The following is a 17100-nucleotide window of genomic DNA, read 5'->3' as shown; positions in this document are numbered from 1 at the left end:
CAAATCTGCGCGTACAGCATTCTTCAAAAAGTTTGTCACTGTTCAATAATGTTTTCAAGAAGCCCTATAAACTAACAAAAGTCAATTCATGCGAGCTGGCTTTTGTTTACTTTTTTCTATGTTCACAAACATTACATTTCTATGGAAAAAGAGTACCAGTTATCAGTATTTATAATGAGTTTGTAAAAAAAGACCGTCTCTTTGACGATCCTTTTAAACTAAATCTCCCGTTACTAACATAGAACGTTTTTGAAGGCTATTGGAACGCAGACTATACGCGACTACTTTCTTCTTGTACTGTTTGACTACATCAACGTGATCGTTGTAACTGTACACAGAAAACCTAACATCGTTTTTGCCCCTCTTAGTATCAATAACCAATGGAGTCCCACTGCTCTTTGGAGGAAAATAATGTCTCTCTAAAAATATCGCTTGGTTAAAATGATTAATAACTTGAATTTTATCTTCACCTTCCAAGCGTTTTCCGTCGATAGTTACGGTGACAGTCGCGTCATTAAGTTTTGGATGCAATTCAAATTTGCTGACAAACGAGTTCACAACAGAGGTTGGAAGACACGTCACTATTATTTTAATACAACCCATAAGAATCAACGAAAGTATTAACCAGGTCGTCATATTTTATCATCTCCATTCCGTTCTAAAATAATATTATTACATAACTCATATTATCATAGTGCAATTAGTTAATTTTTGAACATTATGTGAAATTTGGTAAAGTTATAAGGAAGTGTCAACGGTAAATCGGGGTCCCGCCACACATCCATCAAGCTAAGGTTAAGCAAGTGCTCCAAAACAAAAGTATACATTTTTCATATTAAATTATGAGAATTAATATCATTTTAACAAAAACATATGCTAAGAAAAATTCGGCATGGTAAAAAATTGATTTTACTACTCTAAGCGATTTGAGTATAATTTTGATCTTTTTCCTTAAAATATGGCTAAGAGACAAGAGAAGAGGACCTGTTTTAAGATCTTTTCATAACAAATTTTGTTTTATGTAAAAGAAAAAACAAGGGTATAAAGTGAAACTTTAATCAGTGATTTTTTCATCCCCCACTGATTATTAGTTGAACGAATCGGATTTTTACAGGCAGTTTTATCCTCCACCTATCTTCTTTGTTTTCACCGAAGTTTGAGATGGAGGTATTACTGCCCGCAAATAGCGGGATAAAAAGACAAAAGAAGAAAAGGAGATACGATGACAAAGAGAAAAGAAATAATAGAAACAGGATGGAACTTAGACAACAGTTATGCCCGTCTGCCGAAATCATTTTTTACCAGCCAGAGCCCAACCCCTGTACGCTCACCCAAGTTGATCATTCTCAATTATCCGTTGGCAACATCCCTGGGGTTGAACGTCCAGGCGCTGCAAAGCGAAGATGGCGTAGCAGTGCTTGCTGGCAACCAGATTCCCGAAGGTGCTTTGCCTCTTGCTCAAGCTTACGCGGGGCATCAATTTGGGCGTTTTAACTTGTTAGGGGACGGCCGGGCTCTGCTACTTGGCGAGCAGATCACTCCCCTAGATGAGAGAGTTGATATTCAGCTCAAAGGTTCTGGTAAAACTCCATACTCCCGCCGGGGTGATGGTCGAGCGGCACTTGGACCGATGCTGCGCGAATACATCATCAGCGAAGCAATGCATGCGCTTGGTATTGCTACTACCCGTAGCCTAGCGGTAGTGACAACCGGTGAATCAATTATCCGTGAAACTGACCAGCCTGGTGCAATTCTGACCCGTGTAGCTGCAAGTCATTTGCGCGTCGGCACCTTTCAATATGTTTCAAAATGGGGCACCGTTCAGGATCTCCGGGTCCTGGCTGATTATACATTGCAACGACATTACCCAGATGTTGACGCTGCCCCGAACCGCTATCTTTTCCTACTTCAGGAAGTGATTAAGCGTCAGGCCGTGCTGATTGCCAAATGGCAACTTGTTGGCTTTATTCACGGAGTGATGAACACCGACAACGTGGCCATTAGTGGAGAAACCATTGATTATGGTCCTTGCGCCTTCATGGATACCTATGATCCGGCAACGGTATTCAGTTCCATTGACATTCAAGGCCGCTATGCCTATGGCAATCAGCCGCATATTGCCGGGTGGAATCTCGCGCGATTTGCTGAAACCCTATTGCCGCTGCTACATGTAGATCAGACGCAAGCTGTCAAACGGGCCCAAGATGCGATTTCAGACTTCACTAAGTTGTATCACTCTAATTGGCTCGCGGGAATGAGAGCCAAATTAGGAATATTTAACGAAGAAGTGCAGGATGAATCCCTTATTGAAGACCTTCTCAGTATGATGCAGAAGTATCGTGCGGACTATACCAATACCTTCCGCGCATTAACTTTCGATACGCCGGATGATACGGTCCTGTTTGGGACCCCAGAATTTGCTCAGTGGCATGAGCAGTGGCATGCGAGACTAGGCAGGCAGCAGGAATCGAAAGCCTCCTCGCATCAGTTGATGCGAAACAGCAATCCTGCGCTAATCCCTCGGAACCACCGGGTAGAAGCTGCTCTAGAAGCCGCAGTGAAACAAGGAGATTACAGCGTGATGGAGCGGCTTCTTGATGTTCTTTCAAGCCCCTACGCGCATTCCCCCGAACAGGCTGATTACGCCACACTGCCTGTGCAATCAACCCGTCCTTACCGAACCTTTTGCGGTACATGATATAAAGGCATTAGGGATGGTTCTTTCTGCTTCAGTACAAGATAATGCTACTCCTTTACTGGAGGTAGCATTATTTTAGTTTATAGATACATTTTAAGAACATAGTTTAACGTACTTCCCGAAAGAAGTCCCCATCTTCAAGCATAACTAACATTTAAATGCCCTATGATTCAAAAGTTATATAAATTTTTAGAAGTACTTCAAGAGTGTGTTATTTTGAAAGAAAAAAGAAGTGATTTTGGTATATTGTCATTTACAATATTTGTAATGAGTATAGTTACTTTAGGAGTTTATCTTTTTGCTGGAAATAGTGTTATAAATGATGAGATTCTGATATTTGCTTTTGGAATTACGTTTATTTTATCTTTTATCTTGGCTTTCTTTAGTAGAAATAATAAGTTTGGACAAATAACTCTTTTTAGTTGTGGTTCTTTACTTGGTTTAATTGTAGTTTTTTACATGGTAATGCCATTGTTATGGAATAAGCCATAGATTGAAGAATGCAAGAAGAGAAAAATTTCTATTAATAATATTTAAAATAAGTTGGCTCATAAAATTATGAACCAACTTATTTGGTGTGTTTATTATAAATTAAATTTGTATAACTCCGTATAGCCTTTTTCCCCACCCAGAAACTTAAATCTATTTACACCAAATTTTTTAATTACATATACTTTTATCGCTTCAAAATCTTCACCAAAAGCAAGAATCGGGTTTCTTAAGAAATATATTTCGTCTTCTCCGTCATAGATTGTGGCTTTTATTATTTCTTTGTCGGAGTGAAACGATATATGGATTCCTTTGTAAAAATATTCATAGTATCCCTCCTTGTCCTGCTCACTCTTATCTTCGAAAGGAACACATTCAATATAATAGATATTTCCATTTACATTTATCGAATTCATATAAAATTACTCCCTTTTCAAGAATGTTCATCAAAAATCATCATCAATATTCACCCAAGTAATTTTTTATAGTGTGACATGCTCCACTGTTTTATAAATTTTATTCGTTAATTAATTCATAGACACATTATTTATTCATTTTCAAATTCCTCTTATTAATCTCACAATATAACACTGAACGACTCACTTGTGTAATATTGCAAATTTGCTTTATCGTACGTTCCCATTCAGCAACTGTATCAATGATATGAAAAAACATTTTTGACGTTGCTGTAGCTTTGAAATAAAGTTTGATTAAATTAACGCTAATAACCTTGATATAAGAGCAAACAGAAAGAGCATGTTTTAGAAAAAAGCTGGATTAAAACATGCTCTGTTTTCAATTGAATAATTTTTTTATAAAAAATTTCGATTATTTTTTCTTTCTTATTCCAATAATGCCCCCGTTACTTTAATAAGCAAGTACCAATTAACGAATTCTAGCCTTGCGGAAGCCATCAAATATATTGATGGCTGCAGAAAACATAAAGATAAAAATTCCACCGCCAACTATCCGCGTTTCAAATTGCTTCGCGGTAATAGTAAATAAATCAGTCATATACGTAATAAAATCCTGGTTCATTACATTCGGATTTTTTAATATGACAATGAATACAATGGTTCCAATTAGCTGGAGGGCAGTATTACATATTGCCATTCTTTTCGTCCATTGTCCCTTTATTAATTTATAAAGAGCTAATGCTATTTCGAAACCGATCACAACAAGAACGATTGGCCAATACCAAAGTAAAACTTCCGGATTTAAAGCTGGAGTCACGAATTCAAGTCTGTTTCCGCCTCCCTCATATACACCTACGAGATGATTCGCATAAAAATAAAGAGTTGCCCATATCGCAGTCCACATTAAACTTCCAAATACTTCAAACTTCGTAATAGCTTTTTTCTTAGGAATATAAAGGATGTTTTTCAAATCATCAGGTGTCCATTTGGTAAACTTTATATTATATGGTTTACCATCTTTCCCTTTATCTGTTCGTTCCATAATGGCAAAAACAAGTGTTAGCCAAAAAAAGACTTGGATCCCTGCTTCAATGATTCTCCCGATTCCTTCGCCCATAATAGTCAATACAACATTAATTAATGCTTCCTCTCCACCATACCCAATCAAATATTCAGCAATCATCGATATCAATGAAATAACAGCGGCAATGGGTAAAATCATCTTTAATAACGTAACATATACATCAAAATAGCGAGGACCAATGAGGTGCATTGGCTGATCTCGATATTCACTAGCTAACGTTGCTGGATTCCCTAATTTTTCAAGGACCGTCTTTACATCTTCTTCGCTGTAATTATCAGGTAGCATATCCTCTATTGTTGACCGTAACTCAAGAGCAATATCCTCACGATTTTTTTCAGGCAGCCTCCGAGTAACTTCTTGAATATAAATCTCAATCAGATTCATCGTCTTCCTCCCCTTTTAATAAGCTATAGAGCTTTTTTGAATTCGTAATCCATTCCCTTTTTAACTGCAAAAAAATATCTAACCCGTATTCACTTAAAATATAATACTTACGTGGTCTACTCTCAGATGTATCCCAACTACTCGTCACTAACTCCTGTTTTTCTAATCGGCGAAGTAATGGATATAAGGTACTTTGATCAATGATTATGCCCGATTCCTCCAATAACTGAACAAGTGAATATCCATACTGGGGTGTTCGTAATTGACTTAAAACAGCTAGTGTCAACGTTCCTCTCCTAAGCTCTGTCGTTAATGAATTCAATAATGTACTCATTCACCCACCTCATTTTTCATTTGCTATATGTCATACAGTATACAACTTATACTATGCATCATACACCATTATTGTTACAACATCATTTGAAATTAAATAATCTTTTAAGAAATAACAGGAAAATTAGTAAGAAAGTACACAAAAAAACAACGTTTGTATTCATACGTTGTTTTTTCTATCATTTCATTATTTTGTTTTACCTTTTCAGAAGGCTATATTTCATTTACTTTGTTCCATTGTTTTAAATTCTTCATTAAAATTTTGTTTCATTACGGACAATCCTCTGTAAGCACATTTTACTGACTTAACTTAGTTGTCCATAAGATCATAGAATACGCTAACTCTGTCTACCTGACTGTCCTTATAATTCTCATGGGAAGACCTCCTTCTTGTCGTCGCCTACCCACTAGTTAAGGAAAACTACTTATAGTCCAGAAGTAGTTCTATTCAGGTACTTTACTGGGATAATCTTTAGAAGTATTGCGTGATATTATATTCAAGTTTAAAGTATTAAAATATAGGAATATTTTTCTTGTTTTGATGATTATACCAGTAAATAAACTAGAATTTTGTTAATGGGCATTATTTTAAGGTGCAAACTTTCCTATAATCGTTTTTCATCCGATTTTTCTAAGGAGGATTTTTATGGATTACAAAATTGTATTTTTCGATGTTGATGGAACTATTACGCACCATGAAGATGGTAGTATTTCAAATAATACCAAAGAAGCAATAAAAGCATTAAAAAACAAAGGTCTAAGAGTGGTAGCAGCAACAGGAAGACCGTTATCTATGTGCGAAGAAATAAGAAAATTAGGAGTAGATACTTTCATCACAGCAAATGGAGCGTACGTGAAACATAATCAAAAGGTGATTCATAAAGTGCCGATAGATACAAATATAATTCAAGAAGTGTTTGAGTTTGCGTACACAGAGAATCACGGCCTATCATTTTTCACTGAAGATTTTAGCATGAACGGTGTAAAAGATACTAAAATATTAAATGCATTGAAGGAAACATTGTCATTGAATGATTATCCTGCAATAAATCAACTGATTTATAATCAAGAGGTATACTTAATGTGTTTGTATGCTACTGACGAAACGGTTGAGAAATACATTCATAAATTTCCGCATCTAACATTTAAAAGATGGCATCCTTTTGTATTGAATGTATTACAAGAAGAGGTATCTAAATCTTTAGCTATAATAAAAGTTTTACAGTATTTTGACATTGATAAATCAGAGGCTATTGCATTTGGTGATGGAGAGAATGACATAGACATGTTGGAATTAGTAGGACTTGGTGTAGCCATGGGGAATGGGAATGAAAAATTAAAAATAGTAGCAGATTTCGTAACTAAAAAGTCAAGTGAAGACGGAATCGAGTTTGCATTAAAAAGGTATGGGATAATTTAACCATTACCTAAGGAGTTTTTTATAAGGAACTCTTTTCATTTTAATTAATTCTATAACTATAGTGGTTTGAATGTATATTTTTCTTGCTAATTTTGAGGATATTAGGGGTATCGAGATAAAGTCAATGATTAAGGGGATTTGAATGTAAACTAATATGTAAAAGTTTACATTCATTTTTCAAACCCTGCCTGAGGTTCTGTGACTTTGATTCACACTCTGTATTATAATTACGTATGTGATAAACTTGTATCTAAAAAGGAGCGACTCTATTATGTACAAACTCAAAACAACAGAAACCAACAATAGTGTAATTGAGTTTATTGAAAATGTTGACAGCCTTAAAAAACGGGAAGACGCATATCAATTATTAGATATATTTACTGAAACAACAGGTTATACAGCAAAGATGTGGGGACCGAGTATTATTGGATTTGGTACATACCATTATAAATATGCATCCGGTCATGAAGGTGATGCACCATTAGTAGGCTTTTCACCCCGAAAAGCCAAAATTAGCTTATATTTTGCAACTGGTGACCCTAAACGTGAAGAACTATTAAAGGACTTTGGAAAATATACGTCTGGAAAATCGTGTGTATACATCAATAAAGTGGAAGACATTGATATTGACGTTCTAAAAGCACTAATCAAACAATCTATAAGTTTTTTAAAAGAAACGTATCCAAATCAATAATGTGTGTACAGCAATCGAATGAATGAAGCAACAGGTATTTTGAATACATGTCAAAATACCTGTTTTTAGGGTTCTGGTGCAAAGATATAATAAAAAGAGCCCAAAGGCTCCTTTTAGACAACATGTTATTTAACTAACCCTATTCTTAAATTATTAATGCCATTCTCCAAATAACACTTCAAACAGGTCAACATGAAAACCCAACCTTCTTTGTTATCTAGCAATTGATTTATTAAATTATCATCATTTTCATTGAAACCTTCTTCATTAACTTCAATAAGTGTAATCGAATTTTCCAACTCTTTTAGCGAAATCGTAACAATATGTCCGTCCCCATTTGCACCCCACTTAAACACGATTTTCTTGTTCATCTCGACTTCCATTACTTCTATATCTATTTGAGCATTGTATTCATCATATTTCAGGGTAACGGTTTTACCTTGTTCCCATCTTTCAGAACTCGAAGAGAACCAAAAGTTCCCGATTTTTGCAGGATCTACGAAGGCTTCAAATACTTCATTAGCTGGCTTTAATATTTTAAATTTCGTAAGGTTATTCATACCTAAATTACTCCCTTTCGATGTATGTAATGAATCTCTTATTATTTATGAAATTTGGCCCGTTCTCTCATACACCTGTCTAGCTGTTCAAGCACAATTGGCCATGCCTGTTCGTGCTGGTTCTTTGACTCCTCGTCTGGAAATCCTGCGTGCGTAAGGTGTAGTTTTGTGCCATTGCCAAAAGGTCCAAGTTCAACTGTGACAACGGTCTCAGCTCCCTTTGTTCCCCCAGCACCAGTAACCCACGTCATTTCGACGAGACAGTCTTGCTTAAGTCTCAGAAATCGTCCGTAATGGGGATGACGCTGTGCCTCACTATGCGTTTCGGGTTTGTAAACTGTCTCAAAAAAGAAGACCGTATTGACTTCCCCCTTCATTAACATCGTTCCAGGTTCTGCAAACCAATGGTCAAATTGTTTCGTCCAAGCTCGGAAAAGCACGCCTGGCGATGCATCCATCAGGCGTTCAACCTTCAGATGAAACGGCCTTGACGAAAGATCAGGTATTGTAATAGGTATCATTATAAATCCCTCCATTTCATACAAATCGTTTTCTATATGTATTATTATCAACGAAACTCAAATGAAAAACAAGAACGTACGTTTGTTTAAATGAACATTTTAATACTTTGTTTACCCTCATCGTTTTTTACCTCTGTAAAATGTGTGATCATCTTCATTCCCCACCTTATTTTCGATAAGCACGATAATTTTTCTCAAAACCTCTCGCTAGTTCACATTACTACTCTGTGAACTACATCAGATGGAATCGTTTTCATATTAATCTTAGAGCCAATGGATAATAGACCATTAGCTCTTGAAAGTTCATCCTCCGGTTCACAGCAAAACGAATGCTTATCACTCAACCACTAATTGCTTTTTCACTTCTTTATATACGCTCATATAAACCTTTAACTCTTTTAGAAGATCATGAATTAATGGTTTTGCATCCTCACTAAGCTCACCATCTTGCACGTATAAACCGTCTAATACAACTTGTTTTGGAATCGCATTCGCATATACGCCCCTTGCGACAATACGCATGCTATTAAGCGCGTTTATACCGCCTTTTCCGCCACCTGCAACTGCTAATAGAGCTACTGGTTTATGAACAAATTCACTGCTACTCAAGAAATCTAACGCATTTTTAAGTGCACCACTCATTGCATTATGATATTCAGGTGTGCAAAGAACTACACCATCAGCTTCTTTTACTAATGTTTTTAATTTTGTCACCGCTTCTAATTCGCGTTGTGATTCTTCTCCATTATATAGAGGTAGTGCTTCCGCAGCTAAATCATATAATTCCCCCTGAAATTGCTCTGCAATATATTTTGCAATGACACGCGTTCTACCAAATTTACGTGGTGTTCCATTAATTACAACTAATTTCATGTTATTTTCTCCCCTTTGTTTTAAGTTCAATTTCTATATTACCAGAAAATTCTATATATAAAACAATAAAAAGTCGGAAAAGCTTTAAGAAAATAGTATGAAAATATTAAAAAGAAACTCATACTTTCGTATGAGTTCCTTTTTATATCCATTAGTCATTCTTCACAACAGCGTGTCCGCCAAACTGATTACGAAGGGCTGATACAACTTTCCCGTGGAATGTATCTTCTTCTTGAGAACGGTAGCGCATAAACAATGACATTGCAATAACTGGAGCGGAAGCTTGCAATTCAAGCGCTGTTTCCACTGTCCATTTTCCTTCTCCTGAAGAATTCATTACACCTTTAATGCCTTCTAGCTTTGGATCTTCAGAGAATGCTTTTTCTGTTAAATCCATTAGCCAGCCTCGGATAACAGATCCGTTTGCCCATACATTTGCTACATCTTTATAATTAAAATCAAAATCACTTTTATCTAGCACTTCAAACCCTTCTGCAATTGCTTGCATCATACCATATTCAATACCATTGTGAACCATTTTCAAGAAATGCCCACTTCCAACGCGCCCTGCGTATGAATATCCATTTTCAACCGATAAATCTTTAAACAGTGGTTCTAATCTATCAAAGATTTCTTTTTCTCCACCAATCATTAAACAGGCACCATGACGTGCACCTTCTACACCACCTGATGTTCCAATGTCCATATAGTGAAGACCGAAACTTTTCGCATCTTCAGCACGGCGCAGTGTATCTTTATAGAAAGAGTTACCTCCTTCAATTACGATATCACCTTGATCGAGCAGTGGATATAAGTCACTTAGTACCGAATCCACAATTTCTCCAGCTGGTACCATAACCCAAATCGCACGCGGTGCCTCTAGTGCTGACACCATGTCTTTTAGTGTATAATGAGCAGATATGCCCGTTTGCTGCGCTTTTTCAACAAGCTCTTTGTTTACATCATATACAACAACCTCATGCTGATCTTCGTGTAAGTGCTCTGCTAATGGAAAGCCCATTTTTCCTAATCCTACTAAACCTAGTTTCATATCCATCAAACTCCTATTCTATACAATGAGATTTAATAACGAAATAAGTCCAAGAGCAACAACAGAAAGAATCGTCTCCATTGCCGTCCATGTTAATAATGTTTCTTTAATCGTCATTCCGAAGTATTCTTTAATCATCCAAAATCCAGAATCATTCACATGAGATAAAATGAGTGATCCTGCTCCTGTCGCAAGTGCTAACAATTCTACATTTACCCCAGGAATACTTGCCGCAATTGGAGCTACAATGCCTGCTGCTGTCATCATCGAAACAGTGGCTGATCCTGTTGCAATACGAATCAGTGCCGCAATCCCCCACCCTAATAATATCGGTGAAATGTGAGATTCTTTTGCCATTTCAGCAATCGTGGTACCAATTCCCGAATCAAGAAGCACTTTATTGAATGCACCACCTGCACCAATGACTAGTAAAATATTTGCAATTGGTCCTAAACAATCATTTGTAAATTGTAAAACTTTATCTTTTGAAAATCCTTTTGCATATCCAAGACTAAAGAATGAATAGATTGTTGCAATTAATAATGCAACGACAGGATCTCCAATAAAATGTAATATTTGTGCAAGCTGACTTGTTTTTTCTAATGCCACCTCAGCAATTGATGCACTTAACATTAATAATACCGGCAGTAAAATTGTAAATAATGTGTTTCCAAAACCCGGAAGTTCTTTCTTTGTATCACGCTCTCCAAGCTGCTCTGCTACCTCTAATGGTACCTTCTTATGTATGCGGGCGCCAATCCATTTTCCATAGAGTGGTCCTGCAATGATAGCTGTCGGAAGACCGACGATTAAAGCGTATAAGATGGTTTTCCCTACGTCTGCTTTAAAGATTCCAACTGCAGCCATTGCAGCTGGATGCGGTGGAACAAGACCATGTACAACAGAAAGACCTGCTACAAGTGGTATCCCAATTGTAATGAGTGAAACTCCTGTTTCTAACGCAATTGTAAAAACTAATGGTATTAATAAAACAAAGCCCACTTGGAAAAAGACTGGAATCCCAACTAAAAATGCGACAACCATCATAGCCCAATGCACGCGTTTTTTTCCAAAACGTGCTAGTAATGTATTCGCAATTCTTTCTGCGCCGCCAGACTCTGCCATCATTTTCCCAAGCATTGTTCCTAACGCTAAGACGATTGCTAAAAAGCCTAATGTATTTCCAAGACCCAATTTAATGGAATCAATAATTCCAGGATCTTTTTGTGAAGTAGCAATAAGCGGCATCCCCATTGCTAGCCCTACACCGATTGCTGTTACAATTAACGCGACAAACGGATGCCATTTTACCACTGTAATAAGCAAGAGTAATATGACAACAGCCGCTAAGACTATTCCAACTTCCATTTCTCCCATTCCCCCTAATGTTTACGTTGGAAATCAGCAATTACATCGAATTCATCTTTCAAACGAGTGTAAAGCCGTTCATACATATAAAACATCTCTAAATACAAAGCCGTATTTTCTTTATTTGGTACATGATGATGTACAATTTCAATCCATTCTTTTACCTCTTCAAGCGAATCTATTTTTCCTGTTGCGTATAAAGCAAGTACTGCGGCTCCCAATGCAGATGCTTCATGACTTTCAGGAACAAGTAATTCTTTCCCCATCATATCGGACAACATTTGTCTCCAAAATGCTGACTTCGCAAAGCCCCCTGAAACACGAATTTCAGAAAGTGGACCTGTTGAATCTCGAATCGCGAGTGCTACTGAAAAGACACTCATGCAAACCCCTTCCATTACAGCTCGAATAAAATGTTCTCGCTTATGCTGAAGATTGATACCGAAAAATGTCCCGCGAGCATTCGCATTCCAATACGGAGCACGTTCTCCAGATAAGAAAGGTAAAAACAGCAACCCATTTGCTCCAGCCGGTACACGTTCAGCATATTGAATTAATAAATCGTACGGATCAATACCTAATTTCCTTGCCACTTCTTGCTCCGGGCTTCCAAATTCATCACGTAACCATCTCAGTAGAATGCCACCATTATTCGTTGGTCCACCAATTACCCAATGCTGATCCGTAAGCGCATAACAAAACGTTCTGCCTTTTTCATCTGTGTTTACATTCGAAGAAATCGTTCGAACAGCACCACTTGTTCCAATTGTGATTGCCGCTTCTCCAGGTGAAACTGCCCCAACACCGACATTTGCAAGAACACCATCACTGGCTCCAATGACAACAGGTGTTTCATTATGAATCCCCATTCTTTTTGCTAATTCTGGTTTCATACCTTCTAATATGTAAGTCGTTGGTACTGGCTTCGATAATTGTTCTGACGACAGATTTAATAGTTTTAATACATCTTGATCCCAGTCTAGTGTTTCTAAACAAAACAATCCGGTAGCAGACGCAATAGAGTAATCAACTACATATTGCGAAAATAACTGATAGATTACATATTCTTTAATAGAAATGAATTTATACGTTCTTGAAAATAATTCCGGTTCTTCTTCTTTCATCCACAATAATTTAGACAGTGGTGACATTGGATGAATCGGGGTCCCAGTTCGTTTATAAATATCATGTCCATTCATCTCTTGCAGTAATTTTTCTGCTTGCCCAACACTTCTATTGTCAGCCCAAATAATAGAGCGAGTAAGCGGGACACCATTTCTATCTACAGCAATTAACGAATGCATTGCTGTACTAATACCAATTGAAGAAATGTCTTTTTGTAATACATTACCCTTTTCGATGGCAACGCTTACACTTTTGTATACAGCAGAACATATTACATTAGGATCTTGCTCAGCCCATCCTACATTCGGTTGGATAATCGGATAATCAATTGCATGAGATGCAACAACCTTTCCTCTCTCTGTAAAAACAACCGCTTTTGTGCTTGTTGTGCCGATATCAATCCCGATAACTCTCCCCCTTGTTTTCATACTGAATCTTCCCTTCGTTTCTAGCAAAATATAATCTAGTAAACCGTTTACATGAATTAGTATATAAAATTTTTTTCCTTAAATCAAGTTATATAAAGAAAATTTTTTTCATTATTATCATCATCTATCCTAAATCCAGAGATTTTAAAAAACTAAAACATTGCTAATGATAAAAAGAACAATGACGCAATGAGTCTTGGGATAGGTATAGGAACAGCGTTAGGAGTATCTTTCGGTTTACTTACGGATAATCTTGCTTTAGGAATCGGTATTGCGATTGAAGTGTCTAAAATAAATAAAAAAATAGCTATATGTAACAAAGCATGGAAATGATGTGAAGTTACACTGTTCGTAAAAAAAACGATTGGTGAAAGCAAATAATCCATGAGACTTCATTCCCATGGATTATTTGCTTTCACTTTATATTCGCTTCATTGAAATAGTTTCTCGTATACTTTGTAAATTTTGCAGTGTTTCCTCTTGTCGTTGTAATGACAATCCCACATATAAAGTATCTAATAAACTGAGCTGCGCTAACCGCGATGAACTTGCTTCTGTACGGAATTCTGTTTCACGCGTTGAAGTGTATAATGTAATGTCAGCTAATTGGCTCAGCGCTGATTTTTGATAACTTGTAATCGCAATGATACATGCTCCTCTTGATTTTGCTACTTCTAAGGCTTCCAGTAACCCTTTATTACTACCAGAATGTGAAATCGCAATCACGACAGCATCCTTTGTAAGCAAGCCTGCCCCCATAATTTGAAAATGCGAATCGACATGAGCAATACATGAAATCCCTGTTCTCATAAACTTATGATAAGCATCCATCGCGATAATACCTGAGCCACCATTTCCATAAAACTCAATGCGTTCAGCTGCTTGTAGTAGGCTTATTGCTTCTTCTAACCCTGCACCATTCAATAAATGTAATGTATCTTGTAACCCTGTAATATGCGAATGAAAAACTTTTTTAGCAACGGTTACCATATCATCTTCTGCAGACACTTCCTCATGAATATTTTGCATGGGTGTGTGCACAATTTCACGAGCTAATGTAATTTTTAAATCTTGAAAGCCTTGAAAACCAAGGTGCTTACATAAGCGAAAAATCGTTGCTTCTGAACTACTCGTGACTTCAGCTAATTCCGTAATCGATTTATGTACAACATCTTGCGGATGCTTAATAATATGTTCAGCAATACTTCGAAGCTTCGGCGATAAACCATTTAATGAAGCCTGAATCTTCCCTATTCCAGCTTTTGTACCAGGCATGATGTATCTTCCCCTTCCATAGTAGCTTTATTGTACCTAATTATTGAAAGAAGAAAAACCTTTATTTGGTATTGTTATGTATTTTCGTTCATTTTTCTACAATACCATGCTTCACAGCATACAATGCCGCTTGCGTCCGATCATCTACTTCTAGTTTAGCAAGTACATTTGAGACATGTGTTTTCACCGTCTGTTCTGTAATATGAAGTTCTGCTGCAATTTCTTTATTGCTTCTTCCTTTCGCAATTTCACGAAGGACTTCTTTTTCTCTTTTTGTCAGCATAGAAAAACTATCTTGCTTTTCCTCTTTCACTACTGATCGACCTAATAAAGTAGGTGTTACTTTCGGATGAAAGTTTGTATTACCTTGATACACCGCAATAATAGAAGCAACAAGTTGATCTGGTTGTACTTCTTTTAGTTGATAGCCATCCGCACCAGCTTCCAGTGCTGGCAAGACGTAATCTTGTTCTGAAAAACTACTTAACATAAGGATCTTAATTGTAGCGTCATATTGCTTCAACCGTTTTGTCGCTTCAATCCCATCCATTTTCGGCATTGATACATCTATTAATACTACATCTGGTCTTTCTTTTTGAACAAACGCTAACGCTTCTTCCCCATTCTCTGCTTCCCCTATAATTTCAAATTCCTCTTTCGTGTTTAAGAAGAATACGAGCCCCCTCCGAACAATATGATGATCTTCTACAAGCAATAGTTTAATTTTCAACGCGTTTCTCCCTTTCAAACCGGTAATTGAATCTCAATCTTTGTCCCCTGCCCCGGCTCCGTTCTTATTCGAAATGTTCCTTTCATCAGTTCAATTCGTTCTTTCATACTTGTTAAACCAAGTGCTGAATCTCTTACTTTCTCTTTCACAAACCCAATACCGTCATCTTCAATTTGAAAGCGTAACTTACTATTTTCTATTTTTAAGTTAACAGACACCCTCTCACAAGAAGCATGCTTTTTACAATTATGTAATGCTTCCTGGCTTACACGCCATAAAACCTCTTCTATTTCATCGCCAATTGAAATAACTCCTTCAATTCGAATTGCCACTTGAATACCTAATAGCTTCCCGTAATTCTGCACTGCTTCTGCAAGCCCTTTTTCTAATCCTTCCGGACGTAATTGCCAAATTAATAACGTCATCTCTTGCAATGCTTCTTGTGATAATTCACCTATGTAACTTAACATTTCTTGTAATTCTTTGTTCTTCGTCATATCAAGAGTCCCTCTAGCAGTTAACATAATTGAAAATAGCAATTGTTTCACAGAATCATGTAAATCACGTGCGAGTCGATTCCTTTCCGCTACAACTACATATTTGCGTTCTTTCTCAACTAACCTAATTCGTTGTATTGTTGTTCCGATTTGGAATGCTATCGCTTCTAATAATGCCAGTTCTTCCTCTGAAAAATGCGTTTTATGAGGTGAAGCAACATTTAACAATCCAAACTTCTCTGCTCCAGCCCGAAGAGGAATCGTCGCGTGATGCGTAATCTCCTCGGTCTCTCCCCAGTTATATTCAATCGCATCTTCAATCCGTTTACACTCAATGATATTTGTTGCCTTTTCTAAACGTCCATTCACGAATCGATTCACACACCAACAATCTCCTTCACACATCGGTTTCTTTTCCTGCCATGTGAGTGCTGGAGGTAAATTGGTATCAACAAGCATACGATGCGTTCCTTTTTCGTCAATAAAAAACACCCATCCTGTTTGTAAATTCATAACTTGCAATAATGTATGTAATACTTTCTCCAACATTTCCTGTAAATCTGTTGCTTCATTTAATAATTCTGCAATTTCTTTTAATGCTTCTAGGCGCCGCATTTCCTTTTCATCATAATTCATCTTCATCACCAACTACCATTATAACATTAAGAAATTTCTAAATACTATAAACAAAAAAGAAGCTGAATATATCAGCTTCTTTACTCTATATCAATTATTCTTCTATTTTCTTTTTCTTCTCCAGATTTCGGTAACATGATTGTTAGAACACCATCTTTGAAACTTGCCTTTACGTTCTCTTCTTCTACACGTTCAAATGTAAAACGACGGATGAATGAGCCTGTAGAACGTTCTTTTCGAATATATGTGCCATTTTCATTTTTTCCTTCTACCTCATTATTTTGAGTCGCTTGAATTGTTAATACCTCTTTTTCAAAGTCGACTTGAATGTTTTCTTTTTGAAATCCTGGTAAATCTACTTGTACCACATATTTATCAGTATCCTCTTGAACATCTACCTTAAAACTGTTCATGTTCATTGGTGTAAAGAAAGCATCTGTCATCACCTCAAATAAAGAAGGTCCAAACCGAGCAACACCATTTTGACGATTTGTTTTTTCTGGAAATAAATTACGCAT

At 36.8% G+C, this 17100-nt stretch carries 19 protein-coding genes; 4 read left to right on the top strand and 15 right to left on the bottom strand.

What is annotated here, in order from left to right; genetic code table 11:
• Positions 1 to 213 precede the first annotated feature (213 nt).
• Positions 214 to 636, bottom strand: a complete 423-nt coding sequence (locus tag QUF99_RS14645) for a YfmQ family protein (protein ID WP_289370956.1) — start codon at positions 634 to 636, stop codon at positions 214 to 216.
• Positions 637 to 1222: 586 nt separating this feature from the next.
• Here QUF99_RS14645 and QUF99_RS14640 point away from each other — a divergent pair.
• Complete coding sequence (locus QUF99_RS14640; RefSeq protein WP_289370955.1) at positions 1223 to 2698, top strand: protein adenylyltransferase SelO; 1476 nt, start codon at positions 1223 to 1225, stop codon at positions 2696 to 2698.
• A 216-nt stretch (positions 2699 to 2914) separates the two neighbouring features.
• Positions 2915 to 3190, top strand: coding sequence for a hypothetical protein (locus QUF99_RS14635; RefSeq protein WP_289370954.1), 276 nt, complete (start codon positions 2915 to 2917; stop codon positions 3188 to 3190).
• 92 nt (positions 3191 to 3282) lie between these two features.
• On the opposite strand, the gene QUF99_RS14630 is transcribed toward QUF99_RS14635, so the two are convergent.
• The 3 genes from QUF99_RS14630 to QUF99_RS14620 form a co-directional block, all read right to left on the bottom strand.
• Entirely contained in the window at positions 3283 to 3603 is a 321-nt protein-coding gene (locus QUF99_RS14630) for a hypothetical protein (RefSeq protein WP_289370952.1), read from the bottom strand.
• A 469-nt stretch (positions 3604 to 4072) separates the two neighbouring features.
• Positions 4073 to 5071, bottom strand: coding sequence for an HAAS signaling domain-containing protein (locus QUF99_RS14625; RefSeq protein ID WP_289370951.1), 999 nt, complete (start codon positions 5069 to 5071; stop codon positions 4073 to 4075).
• Positions 5058 to 5405 (bottom strand): PadR family transcriptional regulator, encoded by a 348-nt coding sequence (locus QUF99_RS14620; protein ID WP_289370950.1) that lies wholly within the window; start codon positions 5403 to 5405, stop codon positions 5058 to 5060. The genes QUF99_RS14625 and QUF99_RS14620 overlap by 14 nt, the downstream gene beginning before the upstream one ends.
• Positions 5406 to 6050: 645 nt before the next feature.
• On the opposite strand from QUF99_RS14620, the gene QUF99_RS14615 reads away from it, so the two are divergent.
• Both QUF99_RS14615 and QUF99_RS14610 read left to right on the top strand, forming a co-directional pair.
• Positions 6051 to 6824 carry a Cof-type HAD-IIB family hydrolase gene (locus QUF99_RS14615; RefSeq protein ID WP_289370949.1) on the top strand — a complete coding sequence of 258 codons (774 nt, stop codon included), beginning with the start codon at positions 6051 to 6053 and terminating at the stop codon, positions 6822 to 6824.
• A 271-nt stretch (positions 6825 to 7095) separates the two neighbouring features.
• Positions 7096 to 7518, top strand: a complete 423-nt coding sequence (locus QUF99_RS14610; protein ID WP_289370947.1) for a DUF1801 domain-containing protein — start codon at positions 7096 to 7098, stop codon at positions 7516 to 7518.
• A 125-nt stretch (positions 7519 to 7643) separates the two neighbouring features.
• On the opposite strand, the gene QUF99_RS14605 is transcribed toward QUF99_RS14610, so the two are convergent.
• From QUF99_RS14605 to QUF99_RS14555, 11 genes are all read right to left on the bottom strand, one after another.
• Positions 7644 to 8078: an SRPBCC family protein gene (locus tag QUF99_RS14605; RefSeq protein WP_289370946.1), complete on the bottom strand. Its 435-nt coding sequence runs from the start codon at positions 8076 to 8078 to the stop codon at positions 7644 to 7646.
• 41 nt (positions 8079 to 8119) lie between these two features.
• Complete coding sequence (locus QUF99_RS14600; RefSeq protein ID WP_483298601.1) at positions 8120 to 8599, bottom strand: SRPBCC family protein; 480 nt, start codon at positions 8597 to 8599, stop codon at positions 8120 to 8122.
• A 336-nt stretch (positions 8600 to 8935) separates the two neighbouring features.
• Positions 8936 to 9472 (bottom strand): NADPH-dependent FMN reductase, encoded by a 537-nt coding sequence (locus QUF99_RS14595; RefSeq protein WP_289370945.1) that lies wholly within the window; start codon positions 9470 to 9472, stop codon positions 8936 to 8938.
• Between the two features lie 151 nt (positions 9473 to 9623).
• Entirely contained in the window at positions 9624 to 10523 is a 900-nt protein-coding gene (gene gnd / locus QUF99_RS14590; RefSeq protein ID WP_289370943.1) for a phosphogluconate dehydrogenase (NAD(+)-dependent, decarboxylating), read from the bottom strand.
• Between the two features lie 18 nt (positions 10524 to 10541).
• Positions 10542 to 11891, bottom strand: coding sequence for a GntP family permease (locus QUF99_RS14585; RefSeq protein WP_289370942.1), 1350 nt, complete (start codon positions 11889 to 11891; stop codon positions 10542 to 10544).
• Between the two features lie 14 nt (positions 11892 to 11905).
• Positions 11906 to 13444: a gluconokinase gene (gene gntK / locus QUF99_RS14580; RefSeq protein WP_289370941.1), complete on the bottom strand. Its 1539-nt coding sequence runs from the start codon at positions 13442 to 13444 to the stop codon at positions 11906 to 11908.
• A gap of 152 nt (positions 13445 to 13596) precedes the next feature.
• Positions 13597 to 13830, bottom strand: coding sequence for a hypothetical protein (locus tag QUF99_RS14575; protein WP_289374791.1), 234 nt, complete (start codon positions 13828 to 13830; stop codon positions 13597 to 13599).
• 34 nt (positions 13831 to 13864) lie between these two features.
• Positions 13865 to 14719: a MurR/RpiR family transcriptional regulator gene (locus tag QUF99_RS14570; RefSeq protein ID WP_289370940.1), complete on the bottom strand. Its 855-nt coding sequence runs from the start codon at positions 14717 to 14719 to the stop codon at positions 13865 to 13867.
• A gap of 88 nt (positions 14720 to 14807) precedes the next feature.
• Positions 14808 to 15449 (bottom strand): response regulator, encoded by a 642-nt coding sequence (locus tag QUF99_RS14565; RefSeq protein ID WP_289370939.1) that lies wholly within the window; start codon positions 15447 to 15449, stop codon positions 14808 to 14810.
• 14 nt (positions 15450 to 15463) lie between these two features.
• Positions 15464 to 16582: a GAF domain-containing sensor histidine kinase gene (locus tag QUF99_RS14560; RefSeq protein WP_483298632.1), complete on the bottom strand. Its 1119-nt coding sequence runs from the start codon at positions 16580 to 16582 to the stop codon at positions 15464 to 15466.
• 80 nt (positions 16583 to 16662) lie between these two features.
• Complete coding sequence (locus tag QUF99_RS14555) at positions 16663 to 17100, bottom strand: Hsp20/alpha crystallin family protein (RefSeq protein ID WP_289370938.1); 438 nt, start codon at positions 17098 to 17100, stop codon at positions 16663 to 16665.

It is taken from the genome of Bacillus sp. DX4.1 (assembly GCF_030348195.1).
Classification (GTDB): domain Bacteria; phylum Bacillota; class Bacilli; order Bacillales; family Bacillaceae_G; genus Bacillus_A.
The sequence above is the reverse complement of the archived record's forward strand: the minus strand, read 5'-3'. Positions and strand labels throughout refer to the sequence as shown.